The organism is Streptomyces sp. TRM49041 (assembly GCF_008271805.1).
In the GTDB taxonomy this organism is placed as follows: domain Bacteria; phylum Actinomycetota; class Actinomycetes; order Streptomycetales; family Streptomycetaceae; genus Streptomyces.
On record NZ_VSRY01000133.1, the window covers coordinates 64,372 to 86,315 of the forward strand.

20 protein-coding genes are annotated in these 21,944 nt (G+C 71.2%); 5 read left to right on the forward strand and 15 right to left on the reverse strand.

The features are described 5' to 3' along the window. Positions 1-66 precede the first annotated feature (66 nt). Positions 67-354: a metal-sensitive transcriptional regulator gene (locus FVS66_RS16580; RefSeq protein WP_149181955.1), complete on the forward strand. Its 288-nt coding sequence runs from the start codon at positions 67-69 to the stop codon at positions 352-354. 18 nt (positions 355-372) lie between these two features. On the opposite strand, the gene FVS66_RS16585 is transcribed toward FVS66_RS16580, so the two are convergent. From FVS66_RS16585 to FVS66_RS16630, 10 genes are all read right to left on the reverse strand, one after another. Continuing rightward, on the reverse strand, positions 373-1,332 hold the full coding sequence (locus FVS66_RS16585; RefSeq protein WP_149181956.1) for a sulfite exporter TauE/SafE family protein: 960 nt from the start codon (positions 1,330-1,332) through the stop codon (positions 373-375). Then, complete coding sequence (locus tag FVS66_RS16590) at positions 1,329-3,044, reverse strand: MBL fold metallo-hydrolase (RefSeq protein ID WP_149181957.1); 1,716 nt, start codon at positions 3,042-3,044, stop codon at positions 1,329-1,331. The genes FVS66_RS16585 and FVS66_RS16590 overlap by 4 nt, the downstream gene beginning before the upstream one ends. Before the next feature lie 213 nt (positions 3,045-3,257). Next, on the reverse strand, positions 3,258-4,616 hold the full coding sequence (locus FVS66_RS16595; RefSeq protein WP_149181958.1) for a cytochrome P450: 1,359 nt from the start codon (positions 4,614-4,616) through the stop codon (positions 3,258-3,260). Between the two features lie 16 nt (positions 4,617-4,632). Beyond that, positions 4,633-5,748 (reverse strand): selina-4(15),7(11)-diene synthase, encoded by a 1,116-nt coding sequence (locus tag FVS66_RS16600; RefSeq protein ID WP_149181959.1) that lies wholly within the window; start codon positions 5,746-5,748, stop codon positions 4,633-4,635. 160 nt (positions 5,749-5,908) lie between these two features. After that, entirely contained in the window at positions 5,909-7,348 is a 1,440-nt protein-coding gene (locus FVS66_RS16605; protein WP_149181960.1) for a cytochrome P450, read from the reverse strand. After that, positions 7,345-7,995 (reverse strand): ATP/GTP-binding protein, encoded by a 651-nt coding sequence (locus tag FVS66_RS16610; protein ID WP_149181961.1) that lies wholly within the window; start codon positions 7,993-7,995, stop codon positions 7,345-7,347. The genes FVS66_RS16605 and FVS66_RS16610 overlap by 4 nt, the downstream gene beginning before the upstream one ends. After that, positions 7,976-8,338 carry a DUF742 domain-containing protein gene (locus tag FVS66_RS16615; RefSeq protein WP_149181962.1) on the reverse strand — a complete coding sequence of 121 codons (363 nt, stop codon included), beginning with the start codon at positions 8,336-8,338 and terminating at the stop codon, positions 7,976-7,978. The genes FVS66_RS16610 and FVS66_RS16615 overlap by 20 nt, the downstream gene beginning before the upstream one ends. Further along, positions 8,335-8,745: a roadblock/LC7 domain-containing protein gene (locus tag FVS66_RS16620; RefSeq protein WP_149181963.1), complete on the reverse strand. Its 411-nt coding sequence runs from the start codon at positions 8,743-8,745 to the stop codon at positions 8,335-8,337. The genes FVS66_RS16615 and FVS66_RS16620 overlap by 4 nt, the downstream gene beginning before the upstream one ends. Then, positions 8,742-10,244 (reverse strand): sensor histidine kinase KdpD, encoded by a 1,503-nt coding sequence (locus FVS66_RS16625; RefSeq protein WP_187645550.1) that lies wholly within the window; start codon positions 10,242-10,244, stop codon positions 8,742-8,744. The genes FVS66_RS16620 and FVS66_RS16625 overlap by 4 nt, the downstream gene beginning before the upstream one ends. Positions 10,245-11,010: 766 nt before the next feature. Then, positions 11,011-12,030, reverse strand: coding sequence for a saccharopine dehydrogenase (locus FVS66_RS16630; RefSeq protein ID WP_149181964.1), 1,020 nt, complete (start codon positions 12,028-12,030; stop codon positions 11,011-11,013). A gap of 63 nt (positions 12,031-12,093) precedes the next feature. Between FVS66_RS16630 and FVS66_RS16635 the strand changes: the two genes are divergently transcribed. Further along, positions 12,094-12,720 carry a TetR/AcrR family transcriptional regulator gene (locus FVS66_RS16635; protein ID WP_262387031.1) on the forward strand — a complete coding sequence of 209 codons (627 nt, stop codon included), beginning with the start codon at positions 12,094-12,096 and terminating at the stop codon, positions 12,718-12,720. Continuing rightward, positions 12,717-13,010 carry a hypothetical protein gene (locus FVS66_RS16640; protein ID WP_149181965.1) on the forward strand — a complete coding sequence of 98 codons (294 nt, stop codon included), beginning with the start codon at positions 12,717-12,719 and terminating at the stop codon, positions 13,008-13,010. The genes FVS66_RS16635 and FVS66_RS16640 overlap by 4 nt, the downstream gene beginning before the upstream one ends. A 93-nt stretch (positions 13,011-13,103) precedes the next feature. On the opposite strand, the gene FVS66_RS16645 is transcribed toward FVS66_RS16640, so the two are convergent. Further along, the gene (locus FVS66_RS16645; RefSeq protein WP_316248189.1) at positions 13,104-14,540 is read right to left on the reverse strand and encodes a glycoside hydrolase family 32 protein; all 1,437 of its coding nucleotides are present in this window, start codon (positions 14,538-14,540) and stop codon (positions 13,104-13,106) included. A gap of 164 nt (positions 14,541-14,704) precedes the next feature. Continuing rightward, positions 14,705-15,157, reverse strand: coding sequence for a substrate-binding domain-containing protein (locus FVS66_RS16650; RefSeq protein ID WP_262387032.1), 453 nt, complete (start codon positions 15,155-15,157; stop codon positions 14,705-14,707). 473 nt (positions 15,158-15,630) lie between these two features. Here FVS66_RS16650 and FVS66_RS16655 point away from each other — a divergent pair, with 473 nt between their 5' ends. Together FVS66_RS16655 and FVS66_RS16660 are read left to right on the forward strand one after the other, a co-directional pair. Beyond that, positions 15,631-16,965, forward strand: a complete 1,335-nt coding sequence (locus FVS66_RS16655; RefSeq protein WP_149181968.1) for an extracellular solute-binding protein — start codon at positions 15,631-15,633, stop codon at positions 16,963-16,965. 225 nt (positions 16,966-17,190) lie between these two features. After that, complete coding sequence (locus tag FVS66_RS16660) at positions 17,191-18,213, forward strand: LacI family DNA-binding transcriptional regulator (protein ID WP_149181969.1); 1,023 nt, start codon at positions 17,191-17,193, stop codon at positions 18,211-18,213. Here FVS66_RS16660 and FVS66_RS16665 read toward each other — a convergent pair. From FVS66_RS16665 to FVS66_RS16675, 3 genes are all read right to left on the reverse strand, one after another. Then, complete coding sequence (locus tag FVS66_RS16665; protein ID WP_262387033.1) at positions 18,202-19,035, reverse strand: carbohydrate ABC transporter permease; 834 nt, start codon at positions 19,033-19,035, stop codon at positions 18,202-18,204. The two genes, FVS66_RS16660 and FVS66_RS16665, sit on opposite strands and share 12 nt — an antisense overlap. Positions 19,036-19,052: 17 nt before the next feature. Further along, positions 19,053-20,405: a sugar ABC transporter substrate-binding protein gene (locus FVS66_RS16670; RefSeq protein WP_149181970.1), complete on the reverse strand. Its 1,353-nt coding sequence runs from the start codon at positions 20,403-20,405 to the stop codon at positions 19,053-19,055. Positions 20,406-20,568: 163 nt separating this feature from the next. Beyond that, entirely contained in the window at positions 20,569-21,588 is a 1,020-nt protein-coding gene (locus tag FVS66_RS16675) for a LacI family DNA-binding transcriptional regulator (RefSeq protein WP_149181971.1), read from the reverse strand. Positions 21,589-21,944: the final 356 nt, after the last annotated feature.

Below are 21,944 nucleotides of genomic sequence, written 5' to 3' on the forward strand. Positions count from 1 at the left end.
TTGGTCTTCGACGGGCCCCGAAGCGGGGAGTACATTACCCCCTAGGGGTATCGGTGAGGAGTGGTTGTGGAGCTGGATCTCGCGGGAGCCGAACTCAAGTCGGTGCTGAACCGCCTGCGGCGGGCACAGGGCCAGATCTCCGGTGTGATCCGGATGATCGAGGAGGGGCGCGACTGCGAGGAGGTCGTGACACAGCTGGCCGCCGCGTCCCGCGCGCTGGACCGGGCGGGCTTCGCGATCATCGCCACGAGCCTCCAGCAGTGCCTGACGGACATAGGCGACGGCGCGGGCGCCCAGGGTGACCGCGAGGAGATGCGCACCCGCCTGGAGAAGCTGTTCCTCTCCCTGGCCTGACCGGCCCGCCCCCAGGCGTCACAGCGCCCTGACCGCTGTGTCGACGGCCATCAGCACGGCGACCGCGAGCAGCGCGTACCCGAACACCCGGCGCAGGGTGGCGGCCCGCACCCGAGCCGCCAGTCGCTTCCCGTCCCAGGCGCCCAGGACGGCCGCGCCCATGAAGGGGGCGACCACGGCCCAGTCGAGGGAGCCCGCCGTGCCGGCACGGGCGATCAGCGCGGTGAACGCGTTGACGGCGATGACCAGCAGGCTGGTCCCGACCGCCACCCGCATCCGGAGTCCCACCGCACCGACCAGCGCGGGCACGGCGAGAAACCCTCCCCCGACCCCCAGGAACCCGGTCACCGCCCCGACTCCGGCACCGACGCCGGCCGCGCGCAGCGGGCGGGCGGGGCGGGTGGCGCCGCTGCCGATCGGCGGCTCGGCGTCATCCGCGGGCACGGCGTCGTCCGGCCGTGGCGGTTCCCCGGAACGATCGGTGCCGGCCGACGGCCGGCAGTCGCCCGGCGGCGGGCCGAGGCGGCGCGCGGGGTCGGCCGAAGGCGCGGAGTCGGCCGAAGGCGCGGAGTCGTCCAGCGGCGCGGCACCGGCTTCGGCGTCGGCGTCGGCGTCGGCCGAGCGCGGGCGAAGCATCCTCACGGCCGCGAGTGCCGCGACGGCGGCGAACGCGACCGTCAGGACGGGACGCGGCACCCCGTCCGCGAGAGTGGCGGCGAGGGCTGCCGGGACGGCCCCCGCCGCGGCGAAGGAGGCGCCGGCCGACCAGCGGACCCGGCCGTCCCGGGCGTGGGCGTACAGCGCCGTGGCGGAGGTCACGGCGACGATGACCAGGCTCGCGGTGGTGGCTTCGACCGGGTCGAGGCCGAGCAGGTAGATCAGTGCGGGTACGGCGAGCACGCCGCCGCCCCCGCCGAGCGCCCCCAGGGCGAGCCCGACGACGGCGCCGGCGGTGAGGGCCAGGACGAGTACGGTCACGCGATCGAGCCGTTGTGTCCGCGCTCGTCGACGACCGGGAATCCGGCACCCGCCCACGCGTGCATACCGCCCTCCACGTCCACGGCGTGTGCCCCGCGCTCAGCGAGGAGCTGGGCGGCCTGCTGGGAGCGCCGCCCGGAGCGGCAGATCACCACGACGGGCCGGTCCCGCACGGCCGCCGGGACGCCGTCGGCCGCGAGGAGCCCGGACAGCGGGATGTGCACCGCCCCGGGCGCGTGCCCGGCCAGCCACTCGCCCTTCTCCCGTACGTCGAGGAGGACCGCGCCCTGCTCGGCCCGCGTCCGGTGGCGGGCCTGCTCGGCGGTGACGCGCGCACAGGCGGGGCGTACGAGACGGAGCCCGGCGCCCGCCGCGGCGTCGAACGCGTCGTCGACGGCGACGACGTCCCGGCCCGCGGCGTCCAGCAGCGACGCGGCGATCGCGGCGCGCATCCCGCCCGCGCAGTGCACCCACACGGTGCCGGCGGGCACCTCGGCCGTGCGCCGGCGCAGCTGGTGCAGCGGGATGTGGAGGGAGCCGTCGATGTGGGCAGCGGCCCGTTCGGTGTCGCGCCGTACGTCGAGGACGACGACGCCCCGCGGGTCCCGTCCGGCGGCCTCCGCGAGATCGGCGAAGGTGGCGCGGGGGAAGGACTTCAGAGCCTCGCCGTCCCGGACCCAGCCGGCGGGATCACCGGTCGCCGCGGCGGCGGGGCGGTCGATGCCGACGCGTGCGAGCTCGCGCTGGGCGGCGGCGAGCTGCTCCGGGGACTCGGCGAGCAGCGTCACCGGCCTGCCCCACGGGATCAGCCAGGCCAGGTACGTGGCGAGCTGCCCGTCGGCCTCGAAGTTGAACGACCCGGCGACATGCCCCCGGGCGAAGGCCACGCGCCCGCGCAGGTCCACGACCCACTCCCCCGCCGCCAGCCGCGCGGCGATCTCGTCGGCGTCGGCCACGACGGGCGGCGTCAGGTCGAGCGGCGCGGGTCCGGCGGCGTTGGCCGGGCCCATGTGCGCGTAGTACGCGGGGATGTCGTCGAGCCCGGCCAGCAGGTCGGCGACGAAGGTGTCGACGTCCTTGGCGAAGGCGTCGTTGCCGGTCTTCTCCGCGCCGATGGTCGACGGCCCGCCGGCGGCGCCGTGCCGCGCGGAGGAGCAGAAGCTGCCGAAGCCGTGCGTGGGCAGGACGGCGGCGTCGTCCGGCAGTTCGGCGGCGAGCCGGTGCGCGGAGGCGTACTGGGCGCGGGCCAGCCGCTCGGTGAGGCGGGGCTCGACCAGGTCGGGGCGGCCGACGGCGCCGATGAGGAGTGACCCGCCGGTGAAAGCGGCCACCGCGGCGCCGGCGTCCTCGAGGACGTACGAGGTGTGGTGCGGCGTGTGACCGGGCGTGGCCAGTGCCCGCAGGGTGAGTCCGGTCTCTACGGCGGTCCGGTCGCCGTCGTGGACGGGGACGTGCGGGAAGGAGACCCGCGCCCCGGCGGGGACGAGGTACACGGCGCCGGTGACACGGGCGAGTTCGAGGCCCCCGGTGACGTAGTCGTTGTGGACATGCGTCTCGACGACATGCGTGAGCCGCACGCCGCGCGCGGCGGCCGCGGCGATCACTCGGTCGATGTCGCGCGGCGGATCGACGGCGACGGCATGGTCGGCGCCGCCCGCCAGGTAGCTGCGGTTGCCGAGCCCTTCGGTCTCGATGGTGTCGACGAAGAACACCAGCACGCTCCTTTCGGTGTTTCCGGGTCACGGAAAGTACCCCTGGGGGTATAGGCAAGGTTAGCACAGGTACCCCCGGGGGTATTTTTCGCGACACGGGAAGCCCCGCGCAAGGAGGTAATGAGCCGTCTCGGCCGCGAGGCCGCCGCGCGCGTGAGAACGGCCCGGCCGAGCCCTGGGAAAGGGGCTCGGCCGGGCCGTCAGCGAAGAAGGTCAGGCGTCGCGCGGTACGACGGTCATCGGTACGCGGTCGGGATGGGCCACCGCGGAGGGCACCTCCTTGGGGGTGTGGCCGGGAACGGGCCGCAGCTGCCACTTCGCGAGGATCGTGGCCAGGGCGATCGTCGCCTCGGTCCAGACGAACGCGTCGCCGATGCACTTGCGGTTCCCCGCACCAAACGGGATGTACGCCTGCCGCTCGATGGACGCCCGCCGCTCCGGCAGCCACCGGTCCGGGTCGAACGCGTCGGGCTCCGGGTAGAGCTTCGGGTCCCGGTGCATCGCGTAGAGACTGAAGGCGACTTCCGCGCCCTCAGGGAGGCGATAGCCGCCCACCTCGACCGGGGCGGTGGCACGGCGCATGAGCATCGTGACGCCGTGGAGCCGGATCACCTCGTCGAGTACCCGGCGGACCGCCAAGAGCCGGGGGACGTCCCCGATCTCCACCGGACGGTCGCCGACGACCTCGCGAATCTCGGCCACCAGCTCCGTCTCGACATCCGGACGGTGGGCCAGCTCATGGAAGGCCCAGGCGAGGGACGAGGCCGTGGTCTCCGCTCCGGCGAACAGGATGGTGCTGAGCTCGTCGCGGACCTCGGTGTCGGTGAGCGACTCACCGGTCTCGTCGTCCCGCGCGGCCAACAGGACCGACAGCAGGTCGTTGTGTTCGGACCGCCCGGACCTGCGGGTCGTCGTGACCACCTCGTCGATGACCCGGCGCAGCCGGGCCGACGCGGCGTCGAAGTCACGGTTGGCGCGGATCGGTAGCCGGTCGAGGAACTTGGGGGACGCCGCGCGCATCAGCATGTTCTTCAGGACGACGGGGAGGTTCTCGCGGACCGCCTCCACGGCCGGGAGCCCGATATCCGTGGAGAACAAGCTCTTGGCCAGGGTCTCGACGGCGTACCCGGCCATCGCCCGTTCCATCTCGATCTCCTGGCCCGGCGTCCAGGAGTCGGCGAGCTCCCGTGCGTTCTCGCTCATCACCGCGGCGTACATCTCGATGCGCTGCGGGTGGAACATGGGCTGGATCAGCCGACGGTGCCTTCGGTGCACCTCGCCGTTGGCGGTCGCCAGGCCGTTTCCGGCGAGGGGGCGCAGACGGTCGAAGAGCCTGCCCTTCTCGAAGCTGCGCGCCTGCCGGACCGTCACCTCGTTGACGAGCTCGGCGGACGTCACGACGTAGACGGGCATGGTGCCCAGGTTCACCTGGACGATGTCTCCGGTATTACGCAGGGACTTGAGGAAGCCGAGCGGGTCGCGCCACAGTTTCCAGGCGTGCCCGAGCAGCGGTAGGGCCCCGGGGGCGCGGGGAACGGACTCCAACCCACCAACTGACACCAGTGATGACATCGAAGAATCCTTTACTCTAGCTGTGCGCGGCCCTGTGCACCGGACGTCCGGGGGCGGAGTCCCTGCCGCCGCCACTGGGAAGAAGGTTCCACCACCAGGAGATCGCAGGAATGTCAAGCGGCTCCGTGCTGTCGTCGATCGGGGTGTCCCGGAAGAACGAGGGCATGTTGGCCGGGTCATCGGGAGTCGTGTACCTGACAGAACTGATGCCCCAGTCCTGGGCTCCGCGGATGAAGCTGCCGAGGGTGCGCAGATACTGGCGCAGCTGTGGGCTGCCGTGCTCGGCCAGATGGTCCGTCAGCCGCACATAGAGGGACATCACCCGGTCGCGCTGGGAGATCGCGGTCATGAGCGCCTGCTCCGGGGTGAGCCCTTCGCGCTGCTCCAGGACCCGCAGCACATTGAGGTAGTAGCCGGTGGCGCTCTTCTCCTTCTTCTCCTTGTGGTAAGAGAAGATGTCGTTGTCCCAGGTGATGATGTAGGACGCCATCTCGGCCGCGGCGCGCACCGCCGTCCTGTCCCGTTCATGGGACTGGAGTTCGTAGCCGTAGCCCATCTCCAGCAGGGGCAGCACGACCGAAGTGGCCCCGTCGTACAGCCGCATCAGGGTGTAGTCATTGAGGTCGGGCACGGTACCGGCACGGCGGTGGGACGCCTCCCACACCACGGAGAAGAAGTACTCGCGCAGGGCGTCCACCCAGCGCGCGGCCTGGCCTGAGGTGCCGTACCGGTCGACCCTCAGCCGCAGGTCGCGCAGCCCGGCGGCCAGCGGGTCGTCCTGCAGTACCGGCACCTCGGGGTTCTGCGCGATCCGCAGCAGACGGTGCAGCTCGGCGGCGAGCTCGCCGGGGCGGCGGCCGAGTTCACCTTCTTCGCAGTGGCCGTCGTCGACGCCGAAGAGCCAGAGAATGAAGTCCGCGAGGAGGGAGACGACCTCCTCGCGGCCCTCGGGCAGGATGCGGGCGGAGAACGTGCCGATGGCCTGGGTGACGAGCCGCCCGCGTAGCTCTTCGGAGCCGATGCGAAACGTCTCCGCCCATGCGGCCGTCTGGACGTCCGTGTCCGCATGACACGGATGGATCGCCGGCGGGATGGGGGAGAAGATCGGCGGCACTATCAGACCGGGCCCCACTGCGGCCTCCCTCTCGTCGCGGTGCGACGCGCTCTTCGGCGCAAAATACGTCAACAAACGTCACTTGCGCCACGGAAATGATCAACTATGGCGCATAGTAGCCACCCGCCAACGCCGTTCCAACAGGACAATCTCCCCGCTATACGACACTCCGCCGGGTTCAGCGGCTGGATCCGAACAGCACACTCCACCAGGTCCTGCGGACTGGGGCCGGCTCGGACGGCGAGGGCGAGCTGCCCGTGCCCGCCACCGGAATCTGCTCGGGCAGCGGCCCGGGCGCGGTCGACGCGAAGTCCTTCGGCGCGCCCTGGCCGGTCGGCGCCGCCGCCGAGGCGGGCGGCGTGAACTGGACGGGCAGCGCGTCGAGCCGCTTGGACAGCCAGGCTGCCGAAGACCGCAGTTCGCCCTCGGGCACGGCCAGCCGCATGTCCGGGAGCCGGGCCATCAGGGTGTCGATGCCGGTGTCCGCGATAGCCCGGCCGATGTCCTGGCCGGGGCACTCGTGCGGCCCGCTGCTGAACGCGAGATGGGCCCGGTTGCCGAGCAGCGGCCGGGAGAGATCGGGGCGGATGTCCGGGTCGACGTTTCCGGCGGCCAGCCCCAGCAGCAGCATGTCGCCGGACCTGATCTGCTGACCGCCGAGGACGGTGTCCCCGGTGGCCCACCGGCCGGTGATCGCGGACAGCGGGGGGTCGTCCCACAGCACCTGCTCAAGCGCGTCCGGCAGCGTCATGTGTCCACCGGCCAGGTTGGCCCGGAAGCGGCGGTCCGTCAGCACCAGGCGCAGGGTGTTGGCAATCAGGTTGACCGTGGTCTCGTTCGCGGCGACGAGCACGAGCCTCAGATGCTCCATGACCTCATCGTCGGTCAGGTCCGCCGCGTGTCCGATGAGTCGGCTCGCGAAGTCGTGGCCCGGTCGCTCCTTCTTGCGCTCGGCGAGCGTACGGAGCGTCCGTGCGACGAAGTCGTTGCTGGCGAGTGCTGTCTCGCTGCCCTTCATCAGGTCCAGCGCGGCGTCGACAAGGTGCGGGCCGTACTCCTCTGGCATGCCGAACAGCTGGGTCATCACCAGCATCGGCAGCTTCTCGGCGAACTCCTCGATGAGGTCGGCCTGACCGTTCGCGGCGAAGGAGTCCACGAGCTGGTTGGTGTACCGGATGACGTAGCGGCGGATGCCCCGCCGGTCGAACTGGTCCAGACCGTCCCGCACGGCCGACCGCAGCCGCTCATGGTCGGCCCCGTCGGTGAACACGCAGATGGGCTGCCACTCAACCATCGGACGCAGCGGCGAATCAGCGGGAACGCGCCCCTCCTTGAACATCCGCCACAGGCGGGAGTCGTTGGAGAAACGCGACGGCGACCGCATCACCTCCAGGTTCTCCCGGTGCCCCAGCACCAGCCAGGCCGGAAGGTCGCCGTGGAGGAGGACCGGTGCCACCGGGCCGTGGGCGCGGCGCAGCTCCTCGTACAGGGCCTGCGGGTCGCTTTCGGCCTCGGGGCCGTAGATGCGGCGCAGCGCGGCCGCGCCGATGCCGTGGGCGGGGCAGCCGGGGGGCGGGGTGAGACCGGGGGCGGCGGACCCGGTGTCGTGGGCGGTCATGACGCCTCCTGGTTCGTGGCGAGGGTCTGGAGGTAGCGCATCAGCGTCATCAGGACGTCCCGGCTGGAGCCGCGGTCCCGGGCGTCGCACGGCACGATCGGTACGGACGCGGGCAGGTCGAGCGCGGTACGCAGCTCCTCGACCGGGTAACCGGGCGCGTCCGGGAAGGTGTTGACCGCCACCACGAACGGCACACGGCGTTCCTCGAGCCGGCCCAGCACGTCGAAGCTGACCTCCAGGCGGCGGGTGTCGACCAGCACCACCGCGCCGAGGGCGCCTTCGAACAGGCCGCGCCACAGGAACCAGAAGCGCTCCTGGCCGGGTGTGCCGAAGAGGTACAGCACGAGCTCTTCGTTGACGCTGATCCGGCCGAAGTCCATCGCGACCGTGGTCGACGTCTTGCCGTCGACGCCGGATGTGTCGTCGACGCCGACCCCGGCCTGGGTCATCGTCTCCTCGGTGGTGAGCGGACGGATCTCGCTGACGGAGCCGACGAAGGTGGTCTTGCCCACGCCGAACCCGCCCACGATCACCACCTTGACGGCCGTCGTGGCCGTCTCCGGCAGCACATCCTCGGTGCGCGGCCCCCGAACCGCGCCGTTTCCGTGCTGCTCGGAGCCGTTCTGCTCAGAGCTTCTGAAGTCCATCGATCACTGCCTCAATCAACGCGCGGTCGGGGAGTCGGGCGGGTGGGACAGGTGCGCGGGCGACGATCCGGTTGTCGGCGAGCAGGTCGCCGAGCAGCACCGTGACGACGCTGACCGGGAGGCTCAGATACGCGGAGATCTCGGCCACGGACAGCGGTGACTGACACAGCTGCACGATCGCCGCGTGTTCCGGCTGCATCCCGGGCTTCGCACCGGACCTCGCCACGATCAGCGTGACGAGGTCGAGTTCGGCGGGTGCGGACCCGCCACTGCGTCCCCCCGTGATGACGTAGAGCCGCTCGGGACTGGCGTTCTCCCAGTCCCCGCTGCCCGCGTCACTCACCTGGCGCCCTGCCCGTCCTGGCGCGGCGGGCTGCTGAGGTGCTCCCCGATGCGCAGAACCAGGTCGCGCATGCGCTGACCCATCAGCCCGGCGTCGACACCCTCGCCGGCGAGTACGGCCAGGTAGGCGCCGGCGCCCGCGGCCATCAGATAGAAGAAGCCACCGTCCATCTCGATCACGACCAGCCGCATCCGCCCGTCGCTCTGCGGCAGTTCGGTGGCGACCGCGCCGGCCAGGGACTGCAGCCCGGCGCAGGCGGCGGCGAGCCGGTCGGCGGTGTCGTTGTCGGTGCCGTGCTGGGCCATGCGCAAGCCGTCGGCGGAGAGCACGACCACGTGTCGGGTTTGCGGCACGCCTTCCGCGAGGTCCTTGAGCATCCAGTCCATATTGGCCTGCTGCTTGATCATTGCTGAGAGTTCCCCTTGCTTGCGTCGTTGGGTTCCCCGGACAGGCCGCTCTGGAAGGCGGCCAGCCACATTCCGGGCTGCACCTGAGGTGACGGCTCCTGGTCGGGAGCCGGGGTGGCGGGCGCCGGCGACGCCTGCCCCGTGGATGCGGCCGGTCCGACGGCTGCGGCCTGCGGCGGCTCGGCGAGCGGTTGCCTGCGGCGTCGTTGCGGCAGGCCGTTCGCGGTCCGCTCGACCACCGGCGGGACCTCGGCGTCCACCGCCGGGCCGGTGGCGGGACGCACCGCGCGGGCCGGGGAGGAGGGGGCGGGGACGGCGGAGGCGGCCGGGACGGTGGTGCGGGGTACGGAGGACGCGCCGATGCCGTGGGCGAGGCCGGAGGCGGCGGCGACGGTGGTGATCAGTTCCTGCGGTACGACGACGACGGCACGGACACCGCCGTACGCGGAGGAGCGCAGCGAGACCTGGAAGCCGTACGCCTGCGCCAGCCGGCCGACGACGGCGAGGCCGAGGCGCGGGGTCTCCCCCAGGTCGTTGAGGTCGATGCCCTGCTGGGCCTGGCGAAGCATGCGCTCGGCCCGCTTGCGGGCCTCCTCGCTCATGGAGACACCGCCGTCCTCGATCTCCACGGCGATGCCCGACTGCACGTCGACAGCGGTCAGATGGACCTTGGTCTGCGGCGGCGAGTAGCGGGTGGCGTTGTCGAGGAGCTCGGCCAGTGTGTGGATGAGAGGCTCCACCGCGGGGCCGGTGAGCGCGACCTCGGTGACCGAGTGCAGCTCGACGCGCTGGTAGTCGATGATCCGCGACATGGCACCGCGCAGCACGCTGTAGAGCGGGACCGCCCTGCTCCACTGGCGGCCCGGGCGGGCGCCGCCGAGGACGGCGATGGAGTCGGCGAGACGGCCGATCAGGGCGGTGCCGTGGTCGATACGGAGCAGGTCGCCGAAGACCTCGGGGCGGTGACCGTGGCGGTCCTCCATCTCCCGGAGCTCCTGTGCCTGCTGGTGCACGATGGCTTGAACTCGACGGGCGATGTTCACGAAGGCCCGCTGGGCGGACTCGCGGAGGTCCTCCTCGGCGGTGACCGCGTCGACGACGACGCGCACGACGGCCTGGTGCTCCTCCGGGGCGGTGAGCGATGCGAGGACGTCCTCGGGGAACTCGCCCTGGCGCAGCCGCTCGACGGCGTCCGGCAGCAGTGTTCCGGCCAGGTGGGCGGTCTCGGCGTGACGGCGGGCCAGGGCGGTGTCACGGGCGGCGACCGTCCTGCGCAGCTCCTCGATCACCCGCCCCCGGCGTGCCGTCTCGGCGCCCAGCACGGCCAGGACGAGGGCGGACACCGCCCCGCAGACCCCCACGGGTCCCCGTGCGGAAGCCGGCACCAGGGCCACCGTGACTCCGGTGGCGACAGCGATCAGAGCGGCGGGCAGCAGCCACACGAAAGATGCCGCGGACCGCGGGCTTCCACTTCCGGGCGACGATTCCTCACGGACCATCAGCACCCTCAAACCCATCGACGAGAAAGATCATATGACGACGGCACGGAGCATAGCCCGTTCGTGTGAGGCAGATTGACGCTGGGTCATGGGATGGCCCGATGTTTGCGGCAGATTCCGTTTCTGGTCGACCAGGCACAAAGGGAGGGACTTGATCCCGTTGACGAAGTTCGACACGAGACGTCGGGCCGGTGCGGCGACCCGCCCGTCGGGGTTGGCCGAGGCGTGACAGACGACGGCCTCGCGACGCGGCCGGCGCGCAGCGCCGCGTGCGCGTCGGGGGGCGTTCGGCGCGGAGGAGCAGTCCGCCGGGGGCGGCCCTGCGGACGGTGCCGTCGCCGACGACGGCCGGCAGGAAGAAGAACGTGCCGGGTCCCACCGGGCGTGAGCCCGGCCCCCGTGCCGTGATCGCTCTCGGTGGCCAGCGCGATCATGACATCGTCGCCGGGGGGGTGGTTCCGCTTGTGCGCGGCGAACTGCTCGGTGTACGCGAACATGTCCTGCAGCCGGCCCGGCGAGCGGGGTTCGAGCGGCTTCCCGCCGTGTCCGGTGGCGGGCGTGCCGGCTCCGTCGGGGTCCTGGTAGCCGATGACGCGACGCGTCCAGTGCAGGAGGAGTCGCCCGCGGCCGCTGTCGGGGAGCACCGACAGCGCGGCACGCGGTAGCGGTCGTTGGGACGCCGCCGGCGTACTGGCCGGCGTCGAAGGCGTCCGGGACGGGCGGGACGCTCATACCGGGCGCCGTGCCGGGGCCGTGCCGGGGCCGTTCACCATGTCCGGGTATCCATGGGCCGGTGCAGGGTGACGCCCTGGTCGGCGAGAGTCTCGGGGAGGCCGGACAGGGCGTGGAGCTGTTCGATGTGGTGCACGCCGGTGGGCAGGCCGCCGTCGAGTGCCGCGCGGGTGGCGTGGGCGGCGACCAGGGCCGTGACCCGGCTCTGAGCGCGACCGGTCAGGGCGTACGCGGCGTGCCGGTCGCCGTGCCACGCGTCGGCCCGCAGCGCGAAGCCGTCGCCGCCGACATGGACGCGACGGAAGCAGGCCGTCAGGGCGCGGCGTACTCGCGGGTGGCGCGCCGCACGCGAGAGTCCCGTGCGGCGGGCTCCGAACAGGACGGCGGTCAGTGCCCCGGAATCCAGACGGAGGCGGGTGGTGACGTCCGGTACGCCGAGGGTGGCGCGCAGGGTGTGCTGGTCGGAGAAGGGGAACGGGTGGGCGGTGCGCGTGCCGTGCCCGGGCAGGGCGTACCGGGCCGGGCGGGCGCCGCTCGTAGGGGCGGCCAGGCCGTCGACGGTCCAGCGGACGGCGTCGCCGCCGTGCCGTTCGCCGGAGCCCAGGAGCACGGTGATGTCGATGCGGTCCGCGCCGCCGACGGCGTCGTGGGCCCGCGCGGCCAGGAGGTTGGTGAGGCCCGGGGCCACGCCGACACTCAGGACGGCCGTCGCGCCCGAGCCGACGGCCACGTCGTGGAGCGCGGCCACGCCGTCCAGCAGCCGGGGCGTGGCGCCGATGTCGACCAGGTGGATGCCGCGTTCGAGGCAGACGCGGGCGGCCCTGCCGTCCGGGGGCTCGACGCAGAGCACGACGGCGGCCACGTCGCCGAGCGCGTCCAGCGCCGTGCCGAAGCCTGCCGGGTCGGTCACGTCGACCCTTACACCGCTGTGCCGCCCGCCGGGCACGGCCCGCCCGGGGAACCAGTCGCCCAGCGTGGCCGTCACCGTCGCGCCGACGGCCCCGAAGCCGCCCACCACCAGGACGCGCCCACCGCTCTTTTTCACTGTAGTCATACTCCAGTGAATAGCACTGTAGTGTCACTACAGTCAAAGTCGAGACCGAGTGAAGGAGTCGCCGTGGCCGCCCCCCTGTCCCGCGCCGAAAAGGCCCGTCGCACCCGGCAGCGGATGCTCGACGCGGCCGCCCGGCTGTTCGCCGAGCGCGGCTGGGCCGGGACGACCGTCGAGGACATCGCCCGTACGGCAGAAGTCGGCGTCCAGACCGTGTACTTCACGTTCGGGAACAAGCGCGCCCTCCTCAAGGAGCTCCTCGACACGGCGGTCGCCGGGGACACCGACCCGATCGCCACCCTGGACCGCCCCTGGGCCCGCGAGGTCCTCGGCACCCCTGACCCGGCCCGCCAGCTGGCCCTCCAGGCAGCCGGAGCGCGCCGCATCCTGGAGCGGGCCGCGCCGGTCCTGGAGGCCGTACGCGGCGCGGCGGCCGCCGACCCGGAGATCGCCGCGCTTTGGCGGGCCAACCACGAGCAGCGCCACACCGTCCAGCTGGAGTTCGCGCGGGCCCTGGCGGCCAAGGCGGGCGGGGCGCTGCGCGACGGCCACGACGCAGCGTCGGCCGCGGACATCGCGATGACGGTGCTGGGCCCGGAGACATACGGACTCCTGGTCACCGGCCGCGGCTGGACAGCGGCCCGCTGGGAGCGGTGGGCGGCCGACGCACTGGTGCGCCAGTTGCTCCCGTGAACGCTGCCCAACTGTGGGAGGCTCTGCGCCAGGACCACGTCCGTACGGGCCCCGGACGGCGCGCTCGCCCCGGGCGGCGCTCGTCGCGGGGTCGTGCGGCGGGCGGTCAGGGCGCACCGCTCGTGGGCCTGGTGGAAGGGACGGCGGTCGTGGCAAACCGCAGATACCCCACCCCGAAGCACGCCAAAGCCGGCAAGAGTGCTGGGTGGGACTTCGCGTGGGACCGCGAGATCACCAGGGCGGCGCAGAAGGCGGCGCTGTTGGTGGAGACACCGGCAGGACGCTGGTGAACACCCTCGCAGATGCCCTGACCGATCACTGGTGCGCAGGCCCGGTACGCCAAGAGCCAGGAACGTACGGTGGGCTCGAGGTCCGCCACCCGATCACCGTTCGTCGCCCTCCGGGGGGCGGAGGGCGTGGGCCTCCGTGCCGAGCCGGACGCAGTCGCCGCCGAGGCCGTGCGCCGTCAGGCTCCATGGGGCGTCGTGTCCCGGGTAGAAGCGCAAGGTGAGGGCTTCACCGGCGTCCGTGAAGACTTCGGCGACGGAGCGGTCGATCAGGATGCGAAGCCGGCAGTTGCCGCCCGGTACGGCGCCCGGGAGTGGCAGGCTGTACGCGCCGCCGTGGGCGCGGGGGTCGTGTGCGCTGCGGGAACGGTCGACCTGGACTTCGCCGTACCGCACGGCGAAGCCCAGGTATTCGCTGTTGTCAGGGGAGGTGTTGAGCCTCAGCCCGCAGACCGGGGCGCCGTCGAACGCGAGTTCCACGTATACCTCCGCGACGCTGTCCAGTTCGGCCAGGACAGCCGATTCGCCGGGGGCGACGGTTCGTACCGTACGGCTGGGCGGCCCCGAGCGCAGAGCGGCCAGTTCGCGGGCCGGAGCCTGCTGGACGCGGCCGTCGGGGGTGAGGCTCACTTCCCGGGGCAGGGTGAGCAGACCGGCCCAGCCCGCTTCCAGCGTCCAGGCGTCATCGCGGGCCTCGCGGGACCAGCCCCACAGGAGCCACCGCCCGTCAGGCGCGTGCAGCAGTGCAGGTGCGTAGAAGTCGGGGCCGTGGTCAAGCCGGCGAGGTGCGTCGAAGTGGTGACCGGTGCCGTCGCGTGCACCGGCCCAGCCGACCGTGTGGCCGGGGCCTGAGTGCCGGTACCAGGCGCTTGTGACCAGCAGAAGGCCGCCGTCGGCGTAGGTGGCGAGCTGGGGACATTCCCAGGCGTCTCCCGTGGGGAGGCCGTCGGCGGCATCGCTGCGGGAATGGAGCGGCCCGCGGTACGTCCAGGACGCGAGGTCGTGGGACGTGTACAGGAGGGCGGCTGCGCGACCGTCGCCGAAACCCGCGCCGACGATCATGTTCCAGTGCTCACCTTCCCGCCACACGTACGGGTCACGGAAGGTGGTGACGCCTTGCGGGGGCCGAGAGACCAGCAGCTCGGGCCGCTTGGTGAAGACGGTTCCGGACGGATCGGAGTCGGCCGCGGCGACGGGCTGCCACCAGCGGTCGGCGCGGTGGGTGGAATAGAAGGCGATGATCTTGCCGCGGTGGGAGACGGCGTTGCCGGAGAAGCAACCGTCGGCGTCGGGCCGACCGGGGGTGGGGGTCAGGGCGATGGGCTGGCGTTGCCAGCGCACCAGGTCGGCGCTGCGGTAGTGCCCCCAGTGGACCCTCTCGTGGGTGGGAGCTTGCGGGTTGTACTGGAAGAAGACGTGGTAATGGCCGCGGTGGTGGACGAGTCCGTTGGGATCGTTGATCCAGTTGGCCGGCGGGCGCAGGTGGATGGCCGGGTGGTGGCGGTCGCGTGCGCGGCTCCGGTGAGGGCTGATGGTCTCACCCCTTGCCCGGTCCGCTCCGCTCGACGCCCGTCACGACGGGTGATCGACACGGAACCGTGGTCACAGGAGGTCAGGATAGGGCGCGTCCACGGTGTGCCACGCTGCCGACACCGTCCGTGTCGCGGCTCTCCTGACGCGCTGCTGGTCCATGGCGGTCAGTGGTGGGTCCGCGTGGCGAGTGAGGCCCGCATACGCAGTGGCATGGGGATCCGGTGCTCCACCGCTTCGAGGTGACCGGCGATGAGCAGTTCCACCGCTGTCCTGCCCAGTTGGTAGTGGGGCAGTGCGATGCTGGTGAGTTGCGGACGCATCCATGACGCGAGCTCGCTGTCGTCGAAGGACACCACCGACACGTCGCCGGGTACGTCGAGTCCTGCCTCCTGCAATGCCTGGCACGCGCCGAAGGAAACCCGGTCGTTGCAGCCGATGATCACCTGGGGGCGGTGACCCCCGGTGAGCAGGGCCCGGACCTCGTCGTATCCGTTTTCGACTTCCCATGCGCATTCGATGACGCCCGCCGCTCCAACGCCCGCACGGCGCAGGACGTGCTCGATCCCCGACATGCGCTCCCGCCCGGCGAAGATCCCGTCGAGCGTCTGGGGGGTCACGTGGTGACCTCCCGTCGGCGGGCAGCGCTCGGGTGCTCGTGTGCCGCCGGCCGGATGCGGCCGCCGAAGGCCCGGTACCCCGCCGGCCGTGTGCCGCCGCCGGCCACGGTGACGCCTGTGGACCCGTTCGGACGATGCTGCGTCGTGTGACGGCGACCCATGAGTCTCGGCAGCGGCCGGCATCGCGCCGATTGAACGACAGGGGGAGCGGGATCACGGCCGCGGAGCCGGAGTCGCCGCTGCAGGCGGACGGCAGGCTCCGGCGATCCGCGACACACCACCGGTTGCCCGGTTTCGGTGCCCGCGGCTCGGCTCAACGTGAACAAACGTTTGCGTAACCAGACTGACAGAGGTCTTGTTTCTCGAAACAGAAAACTACGCAAACGCTTGTGTCCACTCCTTGACAAGCCTAGGCTTTGCCCACCTCCGCCAAGGACGAACCCGCCGCCGGCACCATCACTGGGAGACCGCTCATGCCCACCGGACACAGACGCCGGGCCAGATGTCTGACCGTTTTCCTCGCTCTCGGCCTCCTGCTGAGCGCCTGCGCGTCGAGCGGCCGCGGAAAGGTCCGGAGTGAGCCGGGGGGCGGAACGGGAAGTATCACCATCTGGGCCCACGAGGGCCAGGACAGCGAGAACCGGGCCCTGCGGCGCGCCGTTGAGGCGTTCAACGCCTCGCAGAGCGATGTGAAGGCCGACCTGGAACTCATCCCGGGCGAGGACTACACCGAGATGGTGGCCCGGACCGACGTCTCCGACCTCCCCGACGTCCTGGAGTTCGACGGGCCGACCCTCGCGAACTTCGTGCACAGCCAGAAGCTCGCCCCGCTGTCCTGGTACGTGTCCGTCTCTACGGTCGCCAATGCCACGAAGGCCGTCCAACTCCAGGGCACGGTCGGCCACCAGTTGTACGGACTCGCCATGTACGACTCCGGCCTCGGCATATACGGCAACAGAAAGATCCTCGATGCTGCGGGTGTCGCCTACCCCACGACCCTCGAAGACGCCTGGAGCGCGGGCGACTTCACTCGGGCGCTGGAGGACCTGGCCGCTGACGACGCCGATGGCAAGGTCCTCGACCTCCGGGAAGCGAGCGGACTGGCGACGGAATGGGGGACCTACGGTTTCTCACCCATTCTCTGGTCCGCGGGGGGCGGACTGCTCGACGGAAGCGGCAAGGCGAGCGGCGCGCTCGACAGCGCATCGGTCGTGGCAGCTTTCAAGACCTTCCAGTCGTGGAAGCCGTACGCCACCCCTGACCCCGACGCGTTCGCCCGTGGTGGCGCGGCGCTGAGCTGGGCGGGCCACTGGATGTATCCGGCCTTCCACAAGGCCCTCGGAGACGATCTGGTCGTCATGCCGCTACCCGACTTCGGCAACGGCCCCAAGACCGGACAGGGCTCATGGTCGTGGGGTATCGGCGCCGCCACCAAGAACGGAAGGGCAGCGGGCAAGTTCCTCGACTTCCTGCTGAACGACGAAAACGTCACGGCCATGACCGAGGCCAACGGAGCACCGCCCGCCACCGTGACCGGTCTTGACAAGAGTCGGCTGTACGGGGGCAAGGGGCCTCTGAGGCTGTTCAGCGAGCAGCTCTCCGCCCCGTGCGGAAGTGTGATCACCTACGTCGACACGTCCTGCGTGGCCACCACCCGGCCTGCGGTCGTCGGCTACCCGGTGGTGACACGGGAGTTCGGCAAGGCCCTTGAGGCGATCCACACAGGCACGGAACCCGGCATCGCACTTGCCGGCGCAGCCCGCGCCATCGACCGTGCCCTGGCGGAACAGGATCAGACCGACCGGTGAACTGACCGGATCGGCCCTGCCGGCCTTGCGGACACCTTGGCCGGCAGGCCGGGCCGGGGGCCGTTGCCCCGGCCCGATGCTGCCTGAAGGCGTTCACGCAAAGCCTCCTCCCACCGGGTACATACTGGGAGACGTGACTGATCACACCCACGAAAACGCCTGCGAGCCGGTCGTCGTCACCGCTACTGTCGGCCTGCGAGACCACAGGTATTGAGGGAGGCTGCTGTGACGACGAGCATCACCGATGTCGCGAAGGCGTCGGGTGTTTCGGCGTCCACTGTCTCGCGCGCGCTGCGCGGGCAGCCAGGGGTCTCCGAGGAGGTCCGGGCGAAGATCGTCCACATTGCCGCCTCGCTCGGCTACACGGCGTCACGCAATGCCTCGGGGCTGGCCAGTCGTCGGACCCTGACTGTCGGCGTCCTCACCCCCTTTGTGGGTCGCTGGTTCTTCGGCCGCGTCATCGAATCCGTGGAGAAGAAGCTCAGCGCCTCCGGATACGACCTGCTCCTCTACAACGTCGGTTCGGCGGAGGCAAGGGAGCGTTTCTTCACCGCCATGCCCGCCCGCAAGCGGGTCGACGCACTGCTGTCGCTGCTGGTTCTCACAGAGGATGAGGCAACGTCTTTGAGGTCGCTGGGCGTTCCCCTCGTCTCTGTCGTGGGTGGGCCCAGGCCAGGGTTCGCCACGGTCGGCATCAATGACCGGGCCGGGGCGAGGATGGCGGTGCGACACCTTGTCAACCTGGGACACCGGCGCATCGCTCTCATCGGCACCGGGCCCACGGCGCCCATGCACTGGACCACTCCGATCGAGCGGCGCCGGGCCTACATGGAGACTTTGGAGGAAGCCGGCATCCCCTTCGATCCGGAGCTCGAGGTCGATGGGGAGTACACGGTGGCGGGTGGAGAGCGTGCGATGATCCGGCTGCTCACGGCGGTGCGTCCGCCGACCGCCGTGTTCGCCCAGTCCGACGAGATGGCCATGGGTGCCCTTCGAGCCCTGCGTCGCCTTGGGCTGCGTGTTCCGGAGGACATGAGTCTTGTCGGGTTCGACGACCACGAACTCGCCGAGGTGGTGGGCCTGACCACGGTGGCACAGCCTGTCGCCGCGCAGGGGGCCGCTGCCGCCCGCATCCTTTTGGACCGGATAAGCAACCCCGACGCCGACGAGCCGGAGTTCGTAGAGCTGCCCGTGGAGCTCGTGGCGCGGGAAACCACCGGCCCGCTGCCCTCCTCTTCAGACCGGTAGGTGACCGGCCGGTCCGGGATCACAGAGAAAGATCGAAGCCCGGGGCGAGCGTGTACCCGGCCTACCGCACACGGCGCTGCGGCCGAGGCGGTGTGGTGCGCAGCGCCTCGCGCGAGCCGCTTCCCGGATTCGCGACGACCGGATTGATCGCGGCGGACCGGGCCGGGGCAGTCGCCTCGGGCATCGGCGCCCCTGCGCGCCGCGCGCTCGCCCAGGAGCCTGGCGAGGGCGACGGCGGTGCTGGAGTCCGGCGAGCAGGATGACCATCTGGAAGCCGACGCCCTGCCAGATGGACAGGACGATGATGGAGGCCAGGGCGGTGGCGGAGTCGCCGAGCCAGTCGAAGGCGCCCCAGTTGCCGAAGGTGAGGTGGGACAGGACGGAGTTGATCATGCCCTGGTCGCTGCGGGCGAGGATGAGCCGCCAGATGACGGCTACCAGGGCCATGGGGAAGACGACCGGCATGAAGAACAGGGACCGGAACAGGCCGATGGCCTTGAGTTTGCGGTTGAGCAGGATGGCCAGGGCGAGGGCGAGGCCGGTCTGCAGGGGGACGACGACGGCGGCGAAGGTGAGGTTGTTGAGCAGGGCCCGCAGGAACGGGCCGGACAGGTCGGGGTCGGTGAACAGCCGCCGGTAGTGCTCCAGTCCGAAGAAGCTGGGCTCGAGGGGGGAGCCGAGGCGGACGTTGTAGAAGGACAGCACGACGGCGTGGATGAAGGGCACGCCGACGAATGCGATCAGTCCGGCCAGGGCAGGGGCTGCCATCAGCAGCCCGTGCACCCGGTCGCGGTTCTCTCTTTTGGTGGCCGCGGAACGCATGGAAGGTGTCAGGCCCCTTATTCGACCGGGTAGCCGGCGTTGTCGGCGAAGTCCTGGTCGATGGCGCGGGCGGCCTTCGACAGGGCGGTCTTGGGGTCCGTACCGCCGTAGACGGCGCTGAGGGCCTTGCTGAACTCGGAGGTGACCACGGGGTAGCCGGCGGTCACCGGCCGGGTGACGGCGACGCAGGTGTCGGTGACGGGGGCCTGGCCGCAGGGCTTGGCGAGCTGGTCGGCGAAGAGCTGCAGCGGGCCGCCCTTCTTGTACAGCTCGCTCTTGGCCAGGGCGGTCACGGTGGCGGGCGGGGCGCCGTTGGCCCTGGTCATGGCGCCGACGTTGGTGTCGTTGAGGAGGTGGTCCAGGAACGCCCCGGCCGCCTTGCCGTTCTTCGACCCAGCGCCGATACCCCAGGCCCAGGAGCCCTGGCCGGTCTTGGGCCCGTTGCCGAAGTCGGGCAGCGGCAGCACGACGAGATCGTCACCCAGTGCCTGGCTGTAGGTCGGGTACTGCCAGTGGCCGACCCAGCTGAGCGCGACCCGGCCCTGGGCGAAGGCATTGCCGTCGGTGTTGGGGTCGACGTACGGCTTCCAGGACTGGACGGTCTTCATGGCCGAGACCACCTTCGGCGAATCGAGCGCGCCGGACGCCTTCCCGCCGTCGGTCAGAGTGCCGCCGGCCGACCAGACGACGGGTGAGAAACCGTAAGTGCCCCACTCGGTGGCCAGGCCGTAGTTCTCCGAGATGTCCAGGGTCCTGCCGTCGGCGTCCCTGGCCTTCAGCGCCGCGAGCGCTGCGGTGAACTCCCCCGCCGTCCAGGTGTCGCCCGGCTCGGCCGGGTACTTCACACCCGCGGCGTCCAGCAGCTTCCTGTTGCCGTAGACACCCAGACCCGAGTCGTACATGCCCAGCCCGTACAGCCGGTCACCCACGGTGCCCTGCGCCTTGATCGCGTCGGTGGCGTTGGCGACAGTCCTGCCCGAGACATACGCATCGAGCGGGGCCAGCTTCTTGTTGTAGACGAAGTTCGCCATGGTCGGCCCGTCGAACTCCAGCACGTCCGGGAGATCGGCGGCGGCCGTGGCGGTGACGGTCTTGGTGTAGTCGTTGCCGGGTATCAGCTTCAGCTCGACCTTCACATCGTTCTGCGAGCTGTTGAACGCCTTGACCGCCGCCTGGACAGCCGCGTCCTCGCTCTTCTGGCCCTGATGGGCCCAGACACTGATCGTGCCCTTACCGCTGCCCGCTTCCGCGGCAGCGGGACCGGTGGCACCGCCCCCGCCTCCCCCACACGCGGCCAGCGCCGCCAGCGGAAGACTGAGAGCCAGGCCCGTACGGACCGCGTGACGGTAGTGAGTTCTTCTGCGGGTCATGATCTCCGTCCGTGCATCGGTTCTGTCCCGGGGTGCGGGGGATGAGGGGTCGGGAGGGGATGAGAGAGTCGGCGTCGGGAAGGGGTTGGGAGGAGTGAGGGGGCAAGGGCGCCTTCCGGCTGCGGGACACGGGTGCGAGTGCGGTGCCGGGAGGAAAACGCGGTCACTGGGGGCCGCGCGGGCTGGGCGGGGCCGTGGTCTCGCGCAGCGCGAGGCGGATCGGGATCTGCTGGTAGGCGGGCGGCTCGGCGTTCGGGTCCGCCAGCTGCCGCAGCAGCAGCCGGGCGGCCTGCGCGCCCTGTTCGGCCACGGGCTGCGCGACGGTGGTGAGCCCTAACACCTCGGCCAGTTCGTGGTCGTCGAAGCCGATGACCGACACGTCGTCCGGTGCCGTCAGCCGGTGCATCCGCAGCGCGCGCAGGGCGCCCATCGCCATCTCGTCGGACTGGGCGAACACCGCGGTGGGCGGCCGGACGGCAGCGAGCAGCTCGGTCATGGCCCGTTCGCCGCCCCTGACGGTGAAGTCACCGTCGGCCTCCAGGGCTGGATCATGTTCGATGCCCGCCTCGGCGAGCACGTCCAGGTAGGCCTGACGCCGCTCCCCCGGTGTCGTCCACTGCTGCGGTCCGCCGGCACCGGAGATCATGCCGATCCTGCGGTGGCCGAGGTTGACCAGATGCCGCACCGCCTGGGTGGCGCCCGACCGGTCGTCGATACCGACCACAGTGAACCCGGGCCGGGCGCCGCCGACCGTCGTGGCGAGCGGGACGCCGAGCGAACGCAGCGCGGCGGACTCCTCGCCGTCCGGGATGAGCAGCGACAGGACGGCGTCCACCCGCTTGCGGGCCGGCATCCTGGCGAAGAACCGCTTGCGGGCCTCGCGCGAGCCGAGGTTGTACAGCAGTACGTCGTACCCGGCGGCGCTCAGCACCTGCTCCGCGCCGTCGAGCACCTTGCCGAAGAACCAGCGGCCCACGTAAGGCGCCACCACGCCGATGGTGAACGTACGGCCGCTCGCCAGGGTCGACGCCGACCGGGAGGCCGTGTAGCCGAGCGAGGCGGCGACGATCTCGATCCGCGCCCGTACCTCCTCCGACACGCCCTCCCGGCCGCGCAGGGCGCGCGACACCGTGGACGCCGAGACACCGGCGGCACGGGCGACATCGGTGATGCTGACCGTCACGACAGCTCCTCCACGACTGGCCTCCTTCATCCCCGATCACGGTGATGTGAGCGGGGGGTGTCCAGACCGTAAACCCGACCCCTCGGTTGCGCAAGCGTTTGCGTACTTATTTACTTCGCCTCCCTTTCGATCAGGGGGCCCTTCGCAGCTCATCAGCGCACGCGTTTGAGTAGACATGCCCCGACACCCGCAGGGGTAGTCCATGCGTTACGCCCCGCCCGGCCTCTGTGTGAACGACTTGCTGGGGGCGGAGGACGGCGCGTACACCGTGCTGCATCTGCAGGGACCGTGGACGGACGACTTCGACCATCTGCGGATGGAGACCTCGTACGGCAGGGCCACCTCCACCGACCTGG